This is a genomic window from Paenibacillus macerans, assembly GCF_900454495.1.
GTDB classification, from domain to species: Bacteria; Bacillota; Bacilli; order Paenibacillales; family Paenibacillaceae; genus Fontibacillus; species Fontibacillus macerans.
In genome coordinates this window covers 3,521,552-3,544,021 of the sequence record NZ_UGSI01000001.1, presented here as the reverse complement: position 1 = coordinate 3,544,021, position 22,470 = coordinate 3,521,552, and the positions used below count along the sequence as shown (strand labels likewise).

Sequence of the window (22,470 nt, the reverse complement as noted above, 5' to 3'; positions counted from 1 at the left end):
AATCCGGCAACGGGTCGGAATTTTCCACATCGAAGTCGGCGCCGCCTCGTTTTGGTTTTTTCCCCCGAACTTTATGATGAAAGAGTAACAGCGCGAGACAAAGGGAGGGTTCGATGGGATGAGTAGAAAAAGAATGAAAACCGCAAGCCTTGCGGCGTTTCTGACGCTAGTCGTCAGCTTAACCGCCTGCGGCGGCGGAAACGGCAAAGCTGCGGACAATACGAGCGGCGGCCCGTCCGCGGAAGGCGAGGGCAAAACCCGGATGGTGATGTACGACTGGCAGACGAGCGATACGGCCATGACCCGAATCGGCGAGGATTTGGCCAAGGAATTTAATGCGCTGCCCGATTCCGCCGCGCAAATTGAAATTCAGCATGTTCCCGGCGATCCGTATTATCCGAAAATCAATGCCGGACTTGCCGCCAACAACGGGCCGGATGTGTTTTCGCTGCATGCGGCCGGCAAAATGAAAACGTACGTGGATGCAGGACGGCTGTTGCCGCTGGACGATGCTTTCGCGGCCGACCCGGAATGGAAAGAGCGCTTTACATCCGGCGCGTTTAATCTGCTCTCGTTCGACGGCAAAACTTACGGCATACCCACGTCATTTTCGGCGGCGGTGCTGTTTTACAACAAAGATATTTTCGACAAATACGGTCTGAAGGCGCCCGCCACTTACAAGGAGCTGAAACAGGTGATTCAGGTGCTGACGGACAACAAAGTCACGCCGTTTGCTTTCGGTGCCAAGGAAGCGTGGACGAGCGCGTTGTTCAGCGAATTGGTCGCCAACCGGATCGGCGGAGACGAACCGTTTAACAAGATCATGAACGGCGGCGGCACCTGGGAAGACCTGTCCTACATCAAAACCGGGCGTATCATGCAGGAACTGGCCAAGCTCGGTGCTTTTCCCGAAGGCTTCCTCGGCATCGACAACAACGGCATGGTCAATCTGTTCAAAAATGGCGGGGCGGGGATGATGGTCACCGGCAGTTGGGCGATCAACCAGCTTACGGCGGACGATTCCAAAGTGAAAAGTGCCGTGGATATCGCCAAATTCCCGACGTTTGAAGGAGGAAAAGGCGACCTGGACACGTGGCTGGGCCAGCCGTCGTTTAACCTGGTGATCAACGCGAAAGCGAAAGATCCGGACGCGGCCATCCGCTTCCTGAAAACCTGGTCGGAGGACAAATACCAGAAGCGGATCGTCGAGGAAGGCGGGGATATCCCGGCCACCAACGTGCAGCTTGATCCGGAGAAAGTGCCGGAGCTGTCCCGGAAATTAAGCGATCAAATGTCGACGATGAAAGGCATGTTTATTTTCTATGATCAGGGTCTCGGCGCCCAAATCGGGGATGAATACAACAATACGATTCAGGCGATTTTGGCGGGGCAGTCGCCGGAAGAGGCGTTTAAGGAATTGCAGGCATACACCGAGCGTTATCGCGCCGAAAACAAGTAATGATAAGCGGAGCGGGTTTACTTTTAGGGAATCCGCTCCCTTTCGGATAGGGTGGTCAATGATGGAAAAAGTGCTGCGAAACAGAATGTCCATTCTGCTCTTCATTCTCCCGGCTCTGCTGATTTATACCGCCGTCGTTTTTGTTCCGATCGTTTCCTCGGTGTACTTCAGCTTTTTCAGATGGGACGTTATCAGTCCGATGAAATTTATCGGCCTGGATAACTATACGCGGATGTTTACGCAAGACAACGTGTTTGGCGTCGGCGTCCGCAACATGCTGCTGCTGCTCGCGGTCAGCTTGGTGCTGCAGCTCGGTTTGGGGTTCGTTTTGGCCGTTTTTTTGAGCGGCAGGCTGCGGGGCAAGGAATGGTTTAAAAACGTCTTTTTCACCCCGGCGGTCATTTCCAGCGTTGCGGTCGGGATGATGTGGACCTTTATTTACGATCCGTCCATGGGGATTATCAATGCGCTGCTGCAGGCGGCGGGTCTGGAAGCGTGGGCCCGGCCGTGGCTGTCGGAGCCGAAAACGGCGATGTGGGCGATCGCGATCGTTACGTCCTGGCAGTTCGTCGGGTATACGATGATTTTGTTTATCGCGGCGATTCAGAACATTTCCGCCGACATTTTCGAGGCGGCGCGGATCGACGGGGCTACGGGCTGGAAGGTAGTCAAACACATCACGCTGCCGCTGGTCAAGCCGATTACGAAGGTGAACACGATTTTGATTTCGATCGGGTCGCTGAAGTTTTTCGATTTGATTTTTGTGATGACGGGCGGCGGTCCGGCCAACCGCACGCAGGTGCTTGCTTCCTATCTTTATTACCGGTCGTTCGACCAGTCGGAGTACGGTTACGGCGATGCGATGGCCGTCGTTTTGCTGGTCATGTGCCTGGTGGTTACCGTCATCATCAACAAGCTGTTCCGCATGACGGATCAGGAAAACTGAAAGGGGATGGCGTTCCCATGATGCTAAACGACATCGGCCGGCACCCTCTGAAAATGGTGCTGATCTACATTTTTCTTGGCATAGGAAGTTTGTTTTACCTTTATCCCCTGCTGTGGCTGGTTTTGAATTCTTTAAAACATACGCCGCAAATCTATGAAAATCCGTGGGGCTTTCCGGAGCAGTTCATCTGGAGCAACTACTCGGACGCCTGGACGACCGGGGGAACGGGAAAATATTTGTTCAACTCCGTGGTCATTACGGCCGTTACTTTGCTGATCGTGGTCGTGGTTAGCTCCATGGCGGCGTATGCGCTGGCCAAATTGCGCTGGAAAGCCTCGAAACTTACGTTAGGGTATTTTTTGATCGGGATGATGGTGCCGATTCACGCCACCCTGATTCCGCTATTCGTCTATTTCTCCAAAATCGGGATGATCAATTCGCAAGCCGGCCTGATCATTATTTACGCCGCGTTTGCGCTGCCCGCCGCGATTTTGATTTTATGCGGCTTCCTTGGAGCGATTCCGAACGAGCTGATGGAAGCCGCCGTGATCGACGGATGCTCCGTTTACGGGATGTTTTGGCGGATCATTTTGCCGGTGGCCAAATCGGCGCTGATGACGATCGTCATCTTCAGCTTCGTCAGCATCTGGAATGAGCTGCTCGTGGCGCTCGTTTTTATATCGGACCCGTTGAAAATGACGCTGCCGGTCGGCCTGTCCAACTTCAAGGACCAGTATACGACCGATTATGCCCCGATGTTTGCGGCGATTCTGATGGCGACGATCCCGACGATTACCGTCTGCGCCATTTTCAGCAAGCGGATTATGTCCGGAATGGCGGAAGGCGCGATCAAGGGGTAGCCGGAAGTGCGCTGTTTGCGGACGTGGGGAAAAAGTTATACCGCTAAAACTGCCGCCGATTGGGGCAGTCGATATGCCACCGCATTTTGGCGAACATCGCTTGCACTTTTTCTGCATTTCACGAACGCCTTCGGGCGTTTTTTGTCCGTTTATTGCTGAATTTACGACTCAACTTTCGCAGTAAAAAAATCGGCAGACAAGCCTTGATTGTAGCTGGGCAAAGCAGCAATCCATTGCCGGAATTGACGCTGAATCAAAGGCGGACACTTTTGCACCGTAGTCGTTTCGAGCTGTGTCACAAATCGACGCCAGGTGAAGGGGCTAAAGGGACTGTCTAAAGGGTTCGTGTCTTGGTGTTCCTGCCTGTTGCCTGCTGCCTGCCTTTGCACGATTATTCCTTTCGTTCAGGGAGCAGGGGGGCTAGAGCAAAGGGGGCAAAAAAAGAGGGAAGAAAAAAACAAAAAAGATGAGGAAAAAATGAGGCGGTTCAGGTGAGATTTTCGGCTTGATAAGGGAACGTGCGTTTGCTATAATGAAATAAATGGAACCTATGTTCGTATATTCTTGATTCGGGGGGACGAGCGGATATGGAAGTCAATACGGGAACGGAACTTCAGCCATTCAGCAGCCGTTTTAACAGCGAGCAGGACTGCATGGAGGCGCTGATCGCGATGAAGTGGCCAAACGGCTTCGTCTGCCCGCGTTGCGCTCACACCCGGTGCAGCTATCTGACCTCCCGGCATATCCCTTTGTTCGAGTGCGGAAAGTGCAAGCATCAAACATCGCCTTTGGTCGGCACGATTTTTGAAGGAACGCATCTGCCCTTGCTCAAGTGGTTCGAGGCCCTGGATTTATTCCTGCTGGAGGGCGGCATCTCGGCGCTGCGGCTGAGCAAGGTGATCCGGGTCGCCTACAAAACCGCCTGGTCGATGCTGCACAAAATACGTCATGCCGTGGGGGAGTTCGATGCCCGGGAGCTGCTCTCCGGAGACGTGAAGGTGAACAGCGATCAGTATGGGCGTAATCCGTCCCGGTGTCAGGTTTCGCATCCGTACGCCTCGGCGGTCGTAGCCGGCTGCACGGTCAAGGATTCGGGCGAGCCGGAGCGGGTCAAAATCCGCCTGGTGCCGCATAAGCGGGGAGGCGAAAAAAGGGCAAACCGTCACGATCTAAACACGTTTATCAATGGGCATGTGGATGTCTGTACATCGGAGGTGCAGTTGTTCCCTCAGGCCTTTCGGCTGTATGCGCCCTTGCGGAAAGTGGTGAGAGAGGCGTGGGAATCGCTGAAGAGTACGTATGGAGCCTTGGGGCTGAAGCATCTGCAGGCGTACCTAAACGAATACACCGGACGCCGCCGGTTGCGCCTGCAAGGAGGACGGCCCGGAGCGGAAGAAACGATGCGGCAGCAGTTACTGCAAATGTGTGTGGCGATTCGGGCGATCCCTTACCGCCGGCTAATCGCGCGCCAACCGAATCAGCCCCTTGCGGCTGCGGCCTGATCGGGACGCTGGAAACGATGGGGGGAGTTTGATGCAGAACAACTTAATGGGTAGGGGTTAGCATGAACAGTGCGAGCGTTGCTGCAGATGGAAGGGTTCAGGATACAGCATAATCACGGTCATTTCGTTTCCCTCGCGTCTTGTCCTTGATCTTCTCTTGTCCGGTCTGTTTCACCTCCTCGAAACCTGATTTCTTCTCCTATGGCCTATGCCCGTCTAAATTATCTCGAACCTATCTGCTTCTCCACCAAATTTTCTTCTCCCGAGCTTGTCTGTTTCTCTGATGCATGATCATCTCTCAGCTACCTGATCAAACGGGATAATCGTGCAAAGCCTCCGGACAGGTAGTGTTGATCTGCCGCTCCTTCCCCCACTTCCCTATCCTCAAGCATTCAACGCAGGGGCCAAGCTGATGTTTGTTCTGCGAAAGTTGAGTTATGAATCTATATCTATTAACAATTATTTTACAAAAATTCAGAAAAAAAGCGTTCTCCGATAACAATTCCCCGCTAAACTTCTATGAAAATATGATAGATGAAGTTAGGGAGGAATCGGTTTGACGAAAAGAGGTTCAAAAGCGGTTTCAACACTTTTGGCTGCGGCGTTACTCGTCAGCTTGGCAGGTCCGGGCGAATGGGCGGCCGCTGCGGAAAGCTCTGCCGCGGAAAACTCTCAGGTGACGCAGTCGGCCCACGGCTCGGAGGGAGCAGGAGGGGATGGGGCGGGTGCAAACGCCCCCCAAGCGGAGGATAGCGCCGCCGAAACAAACGCCGTCCAACCTGAAGCTGCCCCCGCCGGTACGGATGCGGCCGGGACCGGCGGCACCGCCGGCCAGGCCCTGCTTGCTGCGGATGACGGGCTCGGTATTGCCGCGCAAAATTTGCCGCAAGCCGTTGTCGGCTCGCCATATTCGGCGACGATCGCCGTTTACGGCGGTGAGCCGCCTTATGGCTTTGCGGCGGAAGGGCTTCCGAACGGGCTCGTTTTGGATGCTCAAAACGGGAAGATAACGGGAACCCCTGCTGCCGGCACGGAAGGCACCCATGAAATTAAAGTAACCTTGACGGACAGCGCGGCCGAACCTAGCCGGGCAGAAGCGGTTCTGCAGTTGACGGTTGCCGCCGGCCAGAAGCAGGCCCCCCTGGAGGACACGCTGCAGATCCGAAAAATCGCTTCTTATTCCGTGGGGGCTGCAAACGAGGACGGCGGTGTCGCCGAAATCGTCAAATACAACAAGGACAACGGAAAGTTTTATCTGGTAAACGGGTCGTCCGAACCGCCGAGCATCGATATCGTTCCGCTGGCGGAAGGCGGCACGCTGACAAGGGAGAAAACGGTCGATGTCAAAAGCCTCGTTGAGAAGAACGGTTTTACATTCGGCGATTTGACGAGCCTTGACATTAACACGGCCACGAAAAAGATCGCCGCCGCCGTGCAGGAAGCCGATGCGGCCAAAAGCGGCAAAATCCTCGTGCTCGATTATGACGGGAATTTGCTGGATGAATACGAAGCCGGCGTTCAGCCCGACATGGTCAAGTATACCTCGGACGGCCGGTACATTTTGACGGCGGACGAGGGCGAGCCGCGCGAAGCCGGGATCGACCCCGAAGGCAGCGTTACGATCGTCGATACGGCGCAGGGGCAAATCCGCCGCGTGAAGTTCGACGATCCGTCCGTGATCGATGATCTGGTGCATATCCGGGGCAAGGCCGACGCCGATGGCATGATTGCCGGCAGCGGCGCCAAGGAAGACGCCGTCTTCGACCTGGAGCCCGAATATATCGCGCTCTCCGGCGACGAGACTACGGCATACGTATCCTTGCAGGAGAACAACGCGATTGCCGCGATCGATATCGGCAAAGCGGAGGTTCTTTACGTTCGCGGGCTTGGGTTTAAGGATTTGAGCGACCCGAACAACGCTTTGGACCTGATTGAAGACCAAATCATCAATCTGGAAAACGTGCCGTTCAAAGGGATGTACATGCCGGACGGCATCGATGCCTACACGGTAGGCGGAAAAACATATTTGTTCACGGCCAACGAAGGCGACGGAACCGAATGGCCGGGGCGCACCAACGTAACTAAAATCAAAAAGCTGAAGGGGCTGGATCCGGACTCGCAAGCGGGACGCTTTTTACAAGAAAACGGTTCGCGTTACGGCGAGGTGGAAACGGCCAGCGATATGGGCCCGGACGGGGTCTATCTATATGGAGCACGCTCGTTTTCGGTGTGGGATGCCGACACCATGCAGCAGGTATACGATAGCGGGAACGATTTTGAACGGGTGACGGCCGAGCGGCTGCCGGACTATTTTAACTCCAACCACAGCAAAGCGAATTTCGATAAACGGAGTCCGAAAAAAGGCCCCGAGCCCGAATACGTTACCGTCGGCCAAGTCGGGAGCAAAGCATTTGCTTTTACCGGGCTTGAGCGAATCGGCGGGGTGATGGTTTACGACGTGACCGATCCGGAAAAACCGGTCTTCGCCAACTACACGAATACGCGCGACTTTAACGCGGGGCTGAATACGGATACCGGGCCGGAGGGGCTGGAGTTTGTGCCGGCTGTTGAAAGCCCGACGGGGCTGCCATTGCTGCTGGTCGCCAACGAAGTAAGCGGCACGGTAGCGGCTTTGGAGCTGCAGGTGACGAAGGTGAGCCTGGATAAAACCTCGCTGACACTCACCGCAGGCGGCGCGGCGGAAAAATTGACGGCAACGGTGACGCCGGCCGGCGGTTCGGCAGGCAGCGGGGGAAAGGTCGTTTGGTCGACTTCCGATTCATCCGTCGCTGCCGTTGACGCGGACGGAACCGTTACGCCGGCGGCAGCCGGGCAGGCCGTAATTACCGCGTTAAGCGAAGACGGCTCCGGCGTGGCCGAAGCTCAGGTGACGGTACGGCCCGCGCAGGATGGCGGGGACACCTGGAAGCTGACGGTGATGCACACGAATGACACGCATGCGCATTTGGACGATGTGGCCAGACGCGCCACGCTGGTGAAGCAAATCCGCGCCGAGGGCGGCGACAGCTTGCTGCTGGACGCCGGGGATGTTTTTTCCGGGGATTTGTATTTCACCAAATGGCAGGGCCTAAGTGATCTTGAATTTATGAATTACATGGGATATGACGCCATGACTTTCGGCAACCATGAGTTCGATAAAGGTACGAGGGTGCTGGCCGATTTCATCAAAAAAGCCCGGTTTCCGCTGGTCAGCTCCAATATCGCTTTCAGTAAGGACAGCAACATCGCGCCGCTCCTGAAATCGCCGGCCAACATTGACGTCAGCGCGCCGAAAACGACGGAGCACGCGGGCGTTTATCCTTATGTCGTTCTTGAAGTAGGGGGCCACAAGGTCGGGGTGTTCGGCCTGACGACGGAAGATACGGCTTATACGTCCAGCCCGGGCAAGGACGTGACGTTCAACGAAGCGGTTCAAGCCGCTGAAGCGACCGTCGCCGCCATGCAGCGGGACGGACTGAATATCATCATCGGCCTCTCGCATCTCGGGTACGCACGGGATCAGAAGCTGGCCGCCGAAGTTGAAGGCATCGATTTGATCGTTGGCGGTCATACGCATACGAAGCTGGACGCGCCGGAAATTGTCACCGACAGCGTCCATCAAACGCCGACCGTCATCGTTCAGGCAAACGAATGGGGCAAGTACCTCGGCCGGTCAGACCTGGTGTTCGATGAGCAAGGCCGGGTTTTGACGGGTCCCGGACAAACGTCGGGCAGCCTGGTTCCGGTGAACGGCCAGGTTGCCGAAGACGCCGCAGCGAAGGCGATGCTTGATCCTCTCAAGGCGGAGCTCGAAGAATTGAAGAAGCAGGTGATCGGAACGGCGGCGGTCGTTCTTGACGGTGAACGTGCCAATGTGCGTTCTAAGGAAACGAACCTGGGCAATCTGATCGCCGACGGCATGCTGGCCAAAGCGCAGCAGCTCAAAGGAACGCAAATCGCCATTATGAACGGCGGCGGAATACGCGCCTCCATCGACCAAGGCGAGATCACGATGGGCGAACTGCGGACGGTGATGCCGTTCGGCAATACGCTGTACGTGCTGGACGTCACCGGGAAGCAGTTGAAGGATGGATTGGAAAACGGAATCAGCGGAGCCAAGTTGACCGACCTTCCGGGAAAATTCCCGCAAATCGCCGGCATGAAGTTTAAGTGGGATCCCGCCCAGCCGGCAGGAAGCCGTGTTTTTGACGTACAAATCAAGCAAGGCGGCGCTTATGTTCCGTTAAATCTGTCTTCCACTTACCGGCTTGCGACCAACAGCTTCGTGGCGAACGGCGGGGACGGCTACAGCTCCTTCGCCGAAGCGATCGCCGCCGGGGCTTACCACGAGGATCTGGGGTATCCCGATTACGAGATTTTTATCGAGAATATCGGGCGGCTGGGTGGTACGGTCTCTCCGGTCGTGGATGGCCGGATCGTCGAGCGGGCGAAGCCAAGCGGCGGCAGCGGCGGTAACGGCGGCGGCAGTGGTGGTAGCGGCGGCAGTGGCGGCAGTGGCGGGAAGGGTTCGTCAGGATCCGGAGGGGCGCCCACCCCGGGAACGGCTACTCCGTCCGGGGAATCCGCCTCCGGAAATGCGGCGTATGAGCTTGTGGGCGATATGCTGCAGGTTGAAGTTGTCCGCAGCGCCGACGGCCAGACGGTGAATCAGGTCTCCGTCAAGCCTGAGGTGTTGAAGAACGTACTAGCGGCAGCCGCCTCAAGCAGCCGGGGCGAACTGGTGGTGAAGCTGACGGACCTCGAGGGGGGAACCGTGATTTCCCTGCCTGCGGATACGCTCCTTTCGGTTAATAAAGACGGGGCTGTAAACGGGAATGTAACGCTGGCCATTCGTACCGCGCTGGCAAGCTATAGAATCCCGCTTCAGGCGATCATTTCGGGTAGTTCCGGTTTCATCGGCACCGGCGCATCAAGTTCATCCGGGGCGGGTGCATCCATACGAATTTCCATTTTATCGGCCAAAACGTCCGAACAGGCGGAGATCGCCAAGGCCGCCGCGAATCAGGGAGTAACCCTTACGGGCTCTGCGACAATCGGGTTCAAAGTGCTGCTTCTTACTGCGGACGGTCAGGAGCGGGAAATCACGGATTTCGGGAACACGTACCTCAGCCGAACGATCTCGCTGCCGGGCGGAGTCGATAGTGGTTTGGTAGCAGCGGTTATGTACAATGAAGCGGCCGGAAAACTGGTTTTCGTTCCCGCAGTCAAGGTTATGGCGGATGGCAAACCTGCTTTAGAGCTGAAGCGTCCGGGCAATAGCTTGTATACACTGGTCAGCGGCAGAAAACGGCAGTTTACCGACGTAAACGGGCATTGGGCGGAGCAAGCCATCGGCAAGCTGGCCTCCAAGCTGCTTGTGGAAGGCGTGAGCGAAACCCGCTTCGAGCCCGGACGGGAAATGACGAGAGCGGAATTTACGGCGCTGCTGGTTCGCGGGCTGGGGTTGACTCCGGCGCAAGAGGCGAACGTATTCAGCGATGTAGGGGCGGGAAATAGTCTCGCCGCTGAAATCGCGGCCGCGGTCGAATTCGGTCTCGTTACTCCGGATGCAACCGGCGCGTTTAAACCGAATGAACGCATTACCCGGGCGGAGATGGCCGTAATGGTTGCGAAAGCGATGCGGCTGGTTAAGAACGGAAATGAGGGTACAGATGGCGGGGGTTCTGCCGGAACAAGCACCGATACCGCTTTGCTGGCCCGTTTCACGGACCGTCCGGCGATCCCGGATTGGGCCGCGGCAGACGTGGCCCGGCTGGTTGAGCAAGGGATCATGCAGGGCGATAATCGCGGAACTTTTGCCCCGAACGGACATACCACCCGGGCTCAGGCGGCCCTCCTGCTGATGCGGATGCTGCAGGCGCTGCAGTTTATCGATTAATATATTAAGAGCGAATAATATATAAAGAGCAAAATGTAAAAGGGATGCGGCATTCGTTTGCCGCATCCCTTTTTGTCGCCTTAGGTGTGTCTTAAGTTCGCTTTAAGTTCGCTTTAAATGCGCCTTAAGTGCGCTTTTAGGTGTCTGTTATGTGCTTATTTATGCTCCCGCCCCTCCCGTGATTGGAAAAATCCAATAGAATGGAATTCGACTGGCAAGCTCCTACTTGCTCGCCCCCAGCTACTTCACAAAATGGGACACCACAAACACCGCCGGGGAGTTCCAGTAGATCGTCACTTCATTGCCGGCGTAGCTAAGCGCGTCGTCGATGAAGCAGGCGGCCGGCGGTTTGCCCTGCAGATGCTCCTGCATGCAGTCGTCGTTCAGCCCGCGGTTGGGGCCGCCGGCCACTAAGCCGGGCACCGGATCTTCCACGCCGTCGCCGACGGAAGGGCGGTGGTGCGGATGCCGGACCGCCCGGTCGCCAAAGCCGGTGACGTAGCTGTAGTCCAGCACGTTGCGGCCGAGCAAATAGTGCACATGCTCCAGCGCCAGTGCCTGATAGCGGGCTTCGCCGCTAACCCTTGCGGCGATCAGCAGCAGCATCGCCCGGTTCAGGAGCACCATGTTGCTGCCCCAAATATAGTCCTCAGGCCGCAGCGAGGTCAGATAGCCGTCCTCGGCGCAGCGCCGGGCCAGTCTTTCCGCCTCTTCAAGCAAACCTGCCTCCAGCGAGGCCCGGAGCGCGGCGTCAGCCATCGCTTTTTCCCCGAACAAGTAGGCGATCGTCCCGTAGCCGCCCATATCGGCCCAGCCCAGCTCGTATTTCGGAAAAGATTCCGCCGCCAGCTTCCGGAACGCCTCGTGATAGGCCGCTTTCCCCGTCGTCCGGAACAATTCGCCGGCGGCCCAGTACCGCTCGTCAAGGTCGACCGGGTCCCCGTATTCGCCCGTGGCGATGTCGGGCGGATTTTTGAAGCCGGGGTTTTCCGGCGACGCGGGATGCCGCTTAAGCCACTCCCACGCACGTTCCGCCGCAGCCAGGCAGCGGTCCGCGAACGCCTCGTCGAACGTCCGGTACACCCGCGCCGCCAGCGCCATGACCCCGGCGAAGCAGCCGGTCGCCGTAGCGGAGACGGGCATAAAATACAGCTCCGCCCGGTCGTCCTCGGGCATTACGTCCAGCGCCGGAAATTGCTTTGTCGTGAGCTTGTGAAACGCTCCGCCCGTGTGCTCGTCCTGCATTTTCAGCAGCCACTCGAGCTCGTAGCGGCATTCGCGCAGGACATCCGGCGTCACGCCGTCCGTCTCCGGCAGCGGAACCGGCTTTTGGAACGCCTGCGGCGCCAATTCGTAAGCCAGCAGCAGATCGGCTGCCGCCTTGGCTCCCGGTCCGGTGTATTTGCCATAATCACCGGCATCATGCCAGCCGCCGGAGCTGTCCCGCCTCCGGTCCGGCTCGCCGTAAACGATGCCCTCCGCCGTATGGCAGGCGGCGTGCGTCCACGGGCCGGCATACGGCTCCTCCAGTCCAGTGCCGCAGCGGAAGTAATAAAAAGCTTTGAGCAGACCGTATTGGAGTTCTGTATACGGGTTGCTGCTAATCTTAAACGAAGCGGATTTTTCCCCATTCAGTCTGACAAAGTAGCTGCCTTCCTCCGAACAAGCGGTAAAATCGCCCCGGCTGACGGCGATTCCCGATGCTTCATCATCCAGCGGCGGTTCGGTTTCCCCTCGGTAAACGGCTTCCCCGTCCGATTCCCGGACGACCTCAAACACTCCACCCTGGCCTGCATGGATGAAGGTCTTGCGGGCGTCCGGCGGATAGCCGAGCTGATTCACCGTAATACCCCGCGGCGCCATGCCGTGCCCAGCAGGTTCATTCATCAACATCCCCTCCTTAGAAAGGTAGTTCAAAAAGCCATCTTTTGAACACGAAGCAGATCACGAAGCAGATCACGAAGCAGATCATGCAGCGGAAGCGGCGTTGAAATCGTAATCGCTTTCATGCATCTATCTTCATATTTGCATGCCGCGTGAATCTTGGCAAGGCGCAAAAAAGCGGCAATCATGAATATTTTGCAAAATTTGGAATGAAACTAACCGGGATAACGTTTGCGGGAGGTGCCGGGGATGAGCAATGACACACCGATATTAAAAAAGCTGGCCCATAACGAACAGCAGCTTCGCCAGTCGTTTGACCGCTGCTCCGACATTGTGTTCCGTCCGGTTTCCGTACATGGTGCGGAAGTCATCTTATTAATCTATACGGAAGGAATGACCGATACCCAACTGCTGGATCAGATCCTGCTTCGCCTTTGGCTGAGCGAGGGGGAAGCGGAGCGGCTCCCCAAGCCGGAACAATTCGGCAGGTTTGTTGAGGACGCGCTGGCGGCGGCTGCCCAGGTGAAAAAGACTTCCCAATACGCTTCCCTGATCGAAGGGGTATTGGAGGGGCAGACGGCGATTTTGTTCGAAGGGCAAAGCTATGCGCTGCTTGCCGATTTAACCAAAATGGAGCAGCGGGGCATCGAGGAGCCCCCTTCCGAAAAGGTGGTGCGCGGACCGCGGGACGCTTTTACGGAAACGATCAGCGTCAACACGTCCCTGCTGCGCCGAAGAATCCACAGCCCCAGCCTTAAGATGGAGTCGATGTCGATCGGCCAACTGACGGGGACCGAAGTGAAGCTGGTTTATATGGAGAACGTTGCCAAGCCGTCGCTGGTCGAAGAGGTCCGGAAACGTCTGGGCAAAATCCGCATCGATGCGTTAAACGGCTCCGGGATTTTGGAGGAATTGATCGAAGAGCAGCCCTACTCCCCGTTTCCGGAAATTCAAAATACGGAACGGCCCGATGTGGCCGCAGGGTCGCTGCTGGAGGGCAAAGTCGTTATTTTGATGGATAACAGCCCGTTCGCCCTGATTTGTCCGATGACCTATTGGTCCGGTTTGCAGTCGCCCGAAGATTATCACGAACGTTTTATCTACACCACCTTTGTCCGCTGGGTCCGTTATATTTTTGTCCATACTTCCTTGCTGCTGCCTTCCCTTTACGTCGCGCTGACGACGTTTCATCCGCAAGTGCTGCCGACATCCCTGCTGGTCAGCGTGGCGTCGGCCCGGGAGGGCGTTCCGTTTCCGGCGGTGTTCGAGGCGCTCTTGATGGAGTTCCTTTTCGAAGGGCTCAGGGAAGCGGGGATCCGTCTTCCGAACCAAATCGGATCGGCGGTAAGTATTGCCGGAACCCTGGTTATCGGTCAAGCGGCCGTGGAAGCCGGAATCATCTCGGCGCCGATGGTCATTATCGTGGCTACCACGGGGATCGCTTCCTTTGCGTTTCCCCGTTACAATCTGGGAACCGCCTACCGGATGCTGCGCTTCCCGTTGTTGATCGTTTCCGGCATGTTCGGTTTTTACGGGATCGTGTTGTTTATTACCGCATTGACGATTCATTTGGTATGTCTTAAGTCCTTTGGCGTTCCGTACATGACCCCGCTTGGTCCCAGCACGGTTTCCCGGGAAAGCGCCGACGATGTGCTGGTGCGGGGACCGACCTGGAACATGCCCAAAACGCAGCGGCATTCCCTAACGAGAGCGAGCGCGGACCCTATGCCGGGCGCAAACGATGCGGGCAAGAAAAACAAGGAGTGAGACCATCATGCGTTTGAAGCTGGGGACGGCTTTTTTGGCTTGTGTGCTGCTGACGACCGGCTGCTGGGACCGGCAGGAAATGAATGACCGGGCGATCATTTTGGGCTGGGGGATGGACCTGAACGGGGACGGCCGGTACGTTGCCACGGCCAACATCGTCGTTCCCGGGGGTACAAAGTCGGGAGGGACCGAGGGCGGGAAAAACCAATATCTCATCGAGACCGCCTATGGCGCGAGCGACGGCGATGCCGGTCAAAATATGCAAAAAAAGCTGCCCCGCGTCATCTTTGCTAGCCACCGGAGGAACGTGTTTATCGGCGAGGCGCTGGCCAGGCACGGGATCGCGGATGTGCTTGACGAATATGCCCGCAATCCGCTGGTCAGGCTGCGGACGAATATTTTTGTCGTCAAGGGAGGAACGGCGCAGGAAGCTATGAGCCTGGGCAGCCGGCTGGAAAAGAATCCGACGATCAGCGTGCAAAAAATACAGGAGGTGATGGGTGCCCCGGTGAGCCGTTCTTTGCTCGATTTTTTCATCATGGCGAATGGGGCGTCGGGAGGCAGCGTGATACCGATCGTGGAGATCGTCTCTCCCGGGCAAACGGCAAAGAAAGGCGAAGATACGGACAATGCGGCAGGTTCGGAATTGGCGCTGACAGGCTCGGCGGTATTCGACCGCAACCTCAAATTGAAAGGTTATTTGGGGTTTGACAATTTTTGGGTTCGTTTATGGATCGCGCAAAAACTTGACCATCGCGTGTTTACGATCCGTATGGGGAAGGAGCGCGAGACGGTAACGATTCCTGCGATGAGGTTCAAAAGCCGGATTGTGCCGAAGATCAACGGTGAAGAAGTCAGCTTTACAGTTTGGCTTAGCGGGGAAGGCGAAATCAACGAAAACAACGCAAACCTGGATCTGTCCAAGCCGGACAACGTCAAAAAAGTAGAGGACGAACTGAACCGCCGGTTGACGGAAAAGGTGGAGCAGACGGTGGCCCTGGTGCAGAAGCAATATAAGGCGGATATTTTCGAACTGGGAGAGACGCTGCATCGCAAGCACCCCTATGTTTGGAAAAGGATGAAAAAGGATTGGGACAGGCGGTTCGTAAACGCGGACATTGAATTTCGGGTTCACATGAAAATATCTGGCACGGGGCTTACGGGAAAATCCCTGGTTCCCGGCGTGGAGGACAAGGATAACGGTGCGAATCAGCAATAGACAGCTCTTTTGGCTTGTATGGACGTTTGAAATGGGGATCAACCTGTTGATTTCTTTGAACTTCTCCATTACCGACGCAAAGCAGGATGTCTGGATTTCCTTGATCATCGCCTGGTTGGCCGCCATGCTGATCGCGTATCTGGTGTTTAAAGTCAGCCGGTTATATCCCGGCCAAACTTTGCTTGAGTTCAGCATTTCGATCTTGGGCAAATGGCCGGGCAAGCTCGTTGGTCTCCTGTACTTGCTTCAATGGTATTGGGTGATGGGGATCATTTTGCGCGAACAGTTTAGCTTTATCCGGCTAAGTATGCTGCAGAAAACGCCGGACCTGGTCATAGCGGTCAGTTTTTTGGCGATCGCCGTTTATGCGGTCCGCCAAGGCGGAATAGTCGGCCTCGGCCGTTTCAGCGAGCTTTGGGGGCCTGTGCTGCTGTTTGTTCTGCTTCTAACCTTCGCCCTGTCGATGCGCAATTTGAACTTGGGCGCCTTGCTTCCGGTTTATGCCGATACGGAGGCGTTTGCCATTCTGAAGGGCAGTCTGACGCCGATGTCCCTGCTCGGCGAAATCGCGTTTATCGCGATGCTGGTTGCTTTCCTGGAAAAACCGGATCGGTCCGCCCTGCGCAACGTATGGCTGGGGGTAACGGTAGCTTCGCTGATCCTGGCGATCGGCGCGGTATGGGTGATTATGACCTTTGGTCCGGAATTGTCTTCCAAAATCCAGTTTCCGTTTTTCGAAATGGTCAAGCTGGTTTATTTAATGGAATTCATTCAGAATATGGATATTTTTTTGGTGGCGATCTGGTTGATCAGCGTGTTTATCAAGCTGACCGTTTATTTGTTTATCGCCAGCTACGGAACGGCCCAATGGATCGGCAGACCGGCCGGCTGGAAAAACTGCATATGGTTCGTGGCCACGGTTACGCTGGCCGTATGTATGGCGGTCGTTCGCTTAAACCCCTCATCCAGGATGCTGCTGACTGAGGTATGGATCAATTATGTGCTGCCGCTGCATTTTTTTGCGATCCCCTTACTGCTGCTTCTTGTAGGTACGTTCAGAAAGAATAGAAAAAAAGGTGAATCATGACCCAAACCCTCGACTCTTCTATATTAGTATGTTATCATGAGAATCTGATAACGTATTAACGAACTAAAGCGTTCGGCGGAGTTGCTAAATTATTGGGGGAGAGTCACTATGAAACTGAAAAATATCGCTTTAATAGGTTTGGTCCTGACGGTTATGCTGACGGCGCTGGCCGGCTGCTCCGGTTCCGGTTCGGGTTCCGTAAAGGGAGGCAATACGCTGATCATCGGGATTGACGATAAATTCGCGCCGATGGGCTTCCGCGACGAAAAGAACGAAATCGTCGGCTTCGATATCGATTACGCCAAAGCGGCTGCGGAGAAGATGGGCATGGAGGCCACCTTCCAGCCGATCGATTGGTCGTCCAAGGAGTCGGAGCTAAACAGCGGCCGGATCGATCTGATCTGGAACGGCTACACCATCACCGAGGAACGGAAGGGAAAAGTGCTGTTCACGAAGCCCTATCTGAAAAACAGCCAGGTGATCGTCACGCTGGCGGATTCGCCGATTTCTTCGATCAGGGACCTGGCCGGCAAAGCCGTCGGGCTCCAATCGCTGTCTTCCGCGGCGGATGCGTTGAACGCCGATCCGATCAAGTCCGAGATCAAGACGGTTACGGAATTTCCGGACAACGTGCTGGCGCTCAGCGATTTGAAGACAAAGCGGCTCGACGCGGTCGTCATCGATGAAGTCGTGGCGAGATATTACATGTCCAAAGAAGAAGGTACCTTTAAAATTCTCGGCGAGTCGCTCGCTCCGGAGGAATACGGAATCGGCGTGAAAAAGGGCAACGAAGAGCTGCTGAACAAGCTGCAGAAAGCTTTGGACGAACTGAACCAGGACGGGACGGCCGCTCGGATTTCGGAAAAATGGTTCGGCGAAGACAAGGTGCTGAAGTAAGGAGCCTGGTGCGAAGAACACGGGGAAACCCGGAAGCTGAAAACGCGCAGGGGCGAGGACAAAACCGGATTGAACGCGATCCGGTTTTTCTGGTTCTTTCGGCGAGTAAGCCGGGCTTAGCATGCGGCCGACCGCCGTCATGCAGCGAAACACTGCGCGCTGGGAGCTGCGCGCCGGACCGCGCTTCCGTTGATTCCGTCAATGAAGGGGATGCGAGATGAGTTTGAGTTATTTTTTCGATATTTTGGGACCGATGCTGGAAGGTATGCGGATGACGCTGCTGCTGTTTGCGCTGGCGATCGTGACGTCGATTCCGCTTGGCTTCGCGTTTACGTTTATGGCGAGAAGCCGGGTGAAGCCGGTCGCCTGGTTCGCGAACGCCTACATTTATGTGATGCGCGGAACGCCGCTGCTATTGCAGATGCTGTTTATCTGCTTTGGGCTGCCCGTCATTCCGGGCATCGGCGAATATTTAGTGATGGACCGCTTCGCGGCGGCCTGTTTGGCGTTCACTTTGAATTACGCAGCGTATTTTGCCGAGATTTTTCGCGGGGGGTTGCTGGCGATCGACAAAGGCCAATACGAAGCGGCCAAAGTGCTTGGCTTAAACCGCTGGCAAACGACGTCCAGGATCATTTTGCCGCAAATGGTGCGCATCGCCCTGCCGGCCGTTTCGAACGAGTCGATTACGCTGGTGAAGGATACGGCCCTGCTGTACGCCGTGGCGGTTCCGGAACTGCTGCATTTTGCCCAAACGGCGGTGAACCGGGATTTTACGATTATGCCGTTCGTGCTCGCCGGGATCATTTATTTGCTGCTGACATTGGTGCTGACGCTGCTGTTTAAAGCGCTGGAACGGAAGTTCAAATTCGAATAAAGGGTTGAATAAACGGGTATGAAAATCGTGGAAGTAACGAAATTGCAAAAATCGTTCGGTTCGCTGCCGGTGCTGAAGAACGTTTCCTTTACCGTGGATACGAGCGAGGTGGTGGCCGTCATCGGGCCGTCCGGCTCCGGCAAAAGCACGATGCTGCGCAGCCTGGCCCACTTGGAGGAGGCGGACGGCGGGAGCATCCGGATCGGCGACGACTATTTGGTCGAGGACGGCCGGTATGCCGGGAACGCGCAAATCAAAAAGATTACGGCGCGCATGGGCATGGTATTCCAGCATTTCAACCTGTTCCCGCATCTGACGGTGCGCGGCAACCTGGAGCTGGCGCCGAAGCTGGTAAAGCGGGTGCCGGCCGAGGACATCCGCCGCAGGGCGTCCGAATTGCTGGAGAAGGTTGGCTTGCTGGATAAGGCGGACGCTTACCCGGCGAATTTGTCCGGCGGCCAGAAGCAGCGGGTGGCGATCGCCCGGGCGCTGATGATGAACCCGGAGCTTTTGCTGTTTGACGAGCCGACCTCGGCGCTCGATCCGGAACTGACCGGCGAAGTGCTGCAGGTGATGAAGCAACTGGCCGAGGAGCGGATGACGATGATCGTGGTGACGCATGAAATGGGGTTTGCCCGGGAGGTGGCGGACCGCGTGATGTTTATGGCCGACGGGGAGTTCATCGAATCGGGGGCGCCGGAGCAGCTGTTCGGCCAGCCGCGGCATGAACGGACGCGAGCATTTTTGCAGCGGGTGTTGTAGAATCATAAATGTTCGCGTGTTTGCGAAATGCTGCAAGAGGATAGAGGTGCTCGTCATGACAAAAGAGTATGCGCCAGCCACCGTAGTTTCTACGGCGGCCAACTATATTATGGACCGCGAAGAACGGTTCACGCATACGTACCGGACTTATTTTAAACTAAGGGAGAACGGCCCGCTTCAGCTCCGGTTTTGGCACAGCAATGCCGTGGACTCCACCTGGGATACCGGAACGGTGGCCAAGGGCAGCCAGCTTGGCGGAGCGTGGCGGATCGAGGCCGCCTATGTGGCCGACGGCGGCAAGGAGCCGGACGGCGCGGTGGCGCCGGGCTCGCAGGTCCCGGTCACGTTTGACGGGGAAAACGGGAAGGCGGTGGAACCGGGAGAGACGTTTTGGAGCGATCCCGTACATATCGAGCTGCCGGAAGGACATTATTTGGCGTTCACCTGGACGATTACGGCGCCGGCGGCGGGCAAAACGTTCCCGTACAACGTCGAACAGATGCTGGTGTCGGCCTACGATGCCCCCGGCCGTCATGCGGACGAGGAATCGGCGGAGCCGTTTGCGCTGTCCGAGAAATTGCTGGTGGCGCCCGCTTTTATCGGTTATGCCAAGGCGGTGGAGCGGCAGTTGACGTTTTTCGGCGACTCCATCACCCAAGGGGTCAGAACGGCGCTGGACGGCTACGAATATTGGGTGGCGCGGATCGCCGAAGGACTGGGGGCGCGGTACGGGGTATGGAATCTCGGCTCCGGGTGGGCGAGAGCGTACGACGCCGCGGCGGATGGCGCCTGGCTGGGCAAGGTGAAGCACGGGCAGGGGGAGCATCCCGGTTCGCAGGTGATCCTGGCGCTGGGCGTCAACGACATCGACATCGGCGCCCGGACGGCCGAACAGCTGCTTGGCGACCTGGAAACGATCATATCCCTGTTGAAAAAAAACGATCCCGCCACAGAAATCATTCTGTTCACCGTACCGCCGTTTAATTTCAGCGGATCGCGCGAGCAGGTGTGGCGGAGCGTCAACGCCGCGATTCGGGCCGCCTCTATTCCGGGGGTGGACCGGGTGTTCGATATGGCGGCGCTGCTGTCCCAGGCGGCTCCGCAGGAACATCGGCTCAGACCGGAATTTATGAGCCCCGGCGACGATCCGCACCCCAACGGGTTTGCCGGCAAAGTGGTGGCGGAGGCTTTTTTGAAGTGGTACGTGGGATAAACAAATAGAAACCGTCCGCTTATCGGACGGTTTCTATTTGTCGTTTAAACCGGAGGACCTTTCGCGGATTTACCGGTAAATAAGGCTTGGGCCTGGATATCGGCGCATGACAAAACCGGCGCAATGACAATACCGGTGCAGTGACAATACCGGCCCATGACCATACTAGCCCATGACATTACTAGCGCATGACAGCCGGCGACTGGAACGGCGAACCGTCGGCTGAGCCCTCAAAATAGCGGCACTTTAGGTACTTATTATCCAGAGGCTTGCATGTTTCTCCCCATTAGCGGCATTTTTTGTCCCTATTTTCCTATGAAGGTTCCAGGATAGGGCATTTCCTTACGATCCTAGGATAATAGCGACATAAATCGCCTCTATTTCTCTCAAGTTGGCTGATATCGCCGAAATAACGACCTTTTTTGTCCCTATTGCTGCTTTTCAACTTTTTACTTCCCCCGGTATTCCCGGGGCGACTGACCCACCTGCTTCTTGAACACCTTGCTGAAATACTTCACGTCGTGGAATCCGACCATTTCGGCGATATCCTGCAGCTTCAGATGCGGGTTCAGCATAAGCAGCTTGGCCTTGTCGATCCGGTATTTGCCCAGGTAATCCGAGAAATTGATGCCATAGTCCTGCTTGAATTTCCGGGACACGTATTCGCGGCTTACGTAAAAACGGCTGGCGATGTCCTGCAGCGACAAATCGGACTGGTAGTTCTGCTCGATGTATTTGACGATGTCGGCGAACGTGCTTTTGTCGCGCGCCTGCTGCCGGGAGATGACGTCCGCCAGCCCGGTCATGACCTGCTCCGCCCAGTCGCTCCAGGCATAATGCGAGAAGGTGTAGCTGTCGGCCGAGGGGGGAGCATGTCCGGCATCGTCCCGCTCCAGCTCCGTCAACACACTATCGGTTTTATCGCCAAGCGTTTCCCGGATCAGTCCCGAGCGAAACGACAAAATATCGGACGTCCACGCGGCCAGCATTTCCGGCGTTACCGTTCCCAGCCGGCTGAGCTCGTCGATCCATTTGCGGCTTGCCGCGGCAATCTGGGCCGGGTCCGCGCTCCTGACCGCCAGCTTCCAGTCCTCCTGCACTTTGGCGAAGGTCAAGGAGAGGCTTCCGCCGGTCCCCGGCGCAGCGGCGGCGGAGCCGGCAAGGAGCGTATGGATATGCTTGTCCGGCTCCAGCAGGTTCCGGCGGCGGAGCGCCGCCAGCGCCTCGGCGTACTGCCGGGGGAGGCTTTGCGGGAGTTCCCCGGCGGCGGCGAGGCCAAAATGCAGCCGCCGCTGCAGCGTCGCATACAGCCCGTCGTTGATTTGCGCGATCAGCTCCGGCGCCCGTTCCGGCTCCGCCCAGAGCAGCAGCACGATCTCCGTCTGCGCGCCCCAATGCTTGAAAGCGACCCCGCTATGGTCCGGCAGCAGAAATTCGTTGCAGACATTGATCAGGGCGAAATGGAGCAGATCGCTGTTGCCCGCGAAGCGCTGCAGCAGGGAGGCGTCGCCGGGGTCGACCTGGGCCAGCATGAGCCTGATCGCGGCGACTTCCCCGGGGATTACGCCTTCCTGGCGCAACCTGCGCAGCGACGATTCGGCCGCGCCGGGTTCGTCGATCAGCGAGGAGAGCAGCTTTTCGCCGTAAATCGGTTTGATTTCGTTGAGCCGAATGCTGCGGTGCTGCTGATCCAGCCGTTCCTGCTCCTCGCGCCGGATCTGCTCCACCGCTTTGGCCACGGCGGCGTTGATCGCCTCGGGTTCGATCGGCTTGAGAATATAGTCGATCCCGCCGTGGCGCACGGTGCTGCGCACAAAATCAAAATCGTCATGGCCGCTGACGACGATGAACTTGATGTTCCCGGCATGCTCGCGAACCCATGCCATCAGGTCGAGGCCGTGGCCCGAAGTCATCATCATGTCCATAATGACCAGCGAAGGAGCCGATCTTTGAATCATTTCGATCGCTTCGTTTCCCCCGTCAGCTTCAGCGATTTCCCGGATGCCGTGCGCTTCCCAGTCGACAAGCAGCCGAACGGCCTTCCTTACGCGCGCTTCATCGTCAACAATCAATGCCTTCATCGGTTCACACTCCACTC

14 protein-coding genes are annotated in these 22,470 nt (G+C 56.8%); 12 read left to right on the top strand and 2 right to left on the bottom strand.

The genetic code is table 11. The annotated features are described in order from the left end of the window. Positions 1-118 precede the first annotated feature (118 nt). The 5 genes from DYE26_RS16010 to DYE26_RS15990 all read left to right on the top strand — a co-directional run bounded on the left by DYE26_RS16010 (position 119) and on the right by DYE26_RS15990 (position 10,666). Positions 119-1,459 carry an ABC transporter substrate-binding protein gene (locus DYE26_RS16010; protein WP_082207906.1) on the top strand — a complete coding sequence of 447 codons (1,341 nt, stop codon included), beginning with the start codon at positions 119-121 and terminating at the stop codon, positions 1,457-1,459. 61 nt (positions 1,460-1,520) lie between these two features. Beyond that, positions 1,521-2,405 carry a carbohydrate ABC transporter permease gene (locus DYE26_RS16005; protein WP_036625423.1) on the top strand — a complete coding sequence of 295 codons (885 nt, stop codon included), beginning with the start codon at positions 1,521-1,523 and terminating at the stop codon, positions 2,403-2,405. 17 nt (positions 2,406-2,422) lie between these two features. Next, positions 2,423-3,265 carry a carbohydrate ABC transporter permease gene (locus DYE26_RS16000; protein ID WP_036625421.1) on the top strand — a complete coding sequence of 281 codons (843 nt, stop codon included), beginning with the start codon at positions 2,423-2,425 and terminating at the stop codon, positions 3,263-3,265. Positions 3,266-3,852: 587 nt separating this feature from the next. Then, positions 3,853-4,767: a transposase gene (locus tag DYE26_RS15995; protein WP_051985666.1), complete on the top strand. Its 915-nt coding sequence runs from the start codon at positions 3,853-3,855 to the stop codon at positions 4,765-4,767. A 556-nt stretch (positions 4,768-5,323) separates the two neighbouring features. Beyond that, a complete protein-coding gene (locus DYE26_RS15990) occupies positions 5,324-10,666 on the top strand; it encodes a choice-of-anchor I family protein (protein ID WP_240534175.1) in 5,343 nt (1,780 codons plus the stop codon). A 240-nt stretch (positions 10,667-10,906) separates the two neighbouring features. Here the strand turns inward: DYE26_RS15990 and DYE26_RS15985 are convergent, their stop codons facing one another. Continuing rightward, a complete protein-coding gene (locus DYE26_RS15985) occupies positions 10,907-12,553 on the bottom strand; it encodes a glycoside hydrolase family 9 protein (RefSeq protein WP_230877275.1) in 1,647 nt (548 codons plus the stop codon). Between the two features lie 246 nt (positions 12,554-12,799). On the opposite strand from DYE26_RS15985, the gene DYE26_RS15980 reads away from it, so the two are divergent. From DYE26_RS15980 to DYE26_RS15950, 7 genes are all read left to right on the top strand, one after another. After that, positions 12,800-14,317: a spore germination protein gene (locus tag DYE26_RS15980; protein ID WP_051985665.1), complete on the top strand. Its 1,518-nt coding sequence runs from the start codon at positions 12,800-12,802 to the stop codon at positions 14,315-14,317. A 7-nt stretch (positions 14,318-14,324) separates the two neighbouring features. Then, positions 14,325-15,536: a Ger(x)C family spore germination protein gene (locus tag DYE26_RS15975; protein WP_036625419.1), complete on the top strand. Its 1,212-nt coding sequence runs from the start codon at positions 14,325-14,327 to the stop codon at positions 15,534-15,536. After that, positions 15,520-16,623: a GerAB/ArcD/ProY family transporter gene (locus tag DYE26_RS15970; protein ID WP_036625417.1), complete on the top strand. Its 1,104-nt coding sequence runs from the start codon at positions 15,520-15,522 to the stop codon at positions 16,621-16,623. The genes DYE26_RS15975 and DYE26_RS15970 overlap by 17 nt, the downstream gene beginning before the upstream one ends. Before the next feature lie 108 nt (positions 16,624-16,731). Beyond that, positions 16,732-17,520: an amino acid ABC transporter substrate-binding protein gene (locus tag DYE26_RS15965; protein ID WP_036625415.1), complete on the top strand. Its 789-nt coding sequence runs from the start codon at positions 16,732-16,734 to the stop codon at positions 17,518-17,520. A gap of 217 nt (positions 17,521-17,737) precedes the next feature. After that, on the top strand, positions 17,738-18,397 hold the full coding sequence (locus DYE26_RS15960; RefSeq protein WP_036625413.1) for an amino acid ABC transporter permease: 660 nt from the start codon (positions 17,738-17,740) through the stop codon (positions 18,395-18,397). Between the two features lie 18 nt (positions 18,398-18,415). Then, positions 18,416-19,159, top strand: coding sequence for an amino acid ABC transporter ATP-binding protein (locus DYE26_RS15955; RefSeq protein WP_036625410.1), 744 nt, complete (start codon positions 18,416-18,418; stop codon positions 19,157-19,159). Positions 19,160-19,214: 55 nt separating this feature from the next. Next, positions 19,215-20,372 carry an SGNH/GDSL hydrolase family protein gene (locus tag DYE26_RS15950; protein WP_036625407.1) on the top strand — a complete coding sequence of 386 codons (1,158 nt, stop codon included), beginning with the start codon at positions 19,215-19,217 and terminating at the stop codon, positions 20,370-20,372. A 449-nt stretch (positions 20,373-20,821) separates the two neighbouring features. Here the strand turns inward: DYE26_RS15950 and DYE26_RS15945 are convergent, their stop codons facing one another. Further along, complete coding sequence (locus DYE26_RS15945) at positions 20,822-22,453, bottom strand: response regulator transcription factor (RefSeq protein ID WP_036625405.1); 1,632 nt, start codon at positions 22,451-22,453, stop codon at positions 20,822-20,824. Positions 22,454-22,470 lie beyond the last annotated feature (17 nt).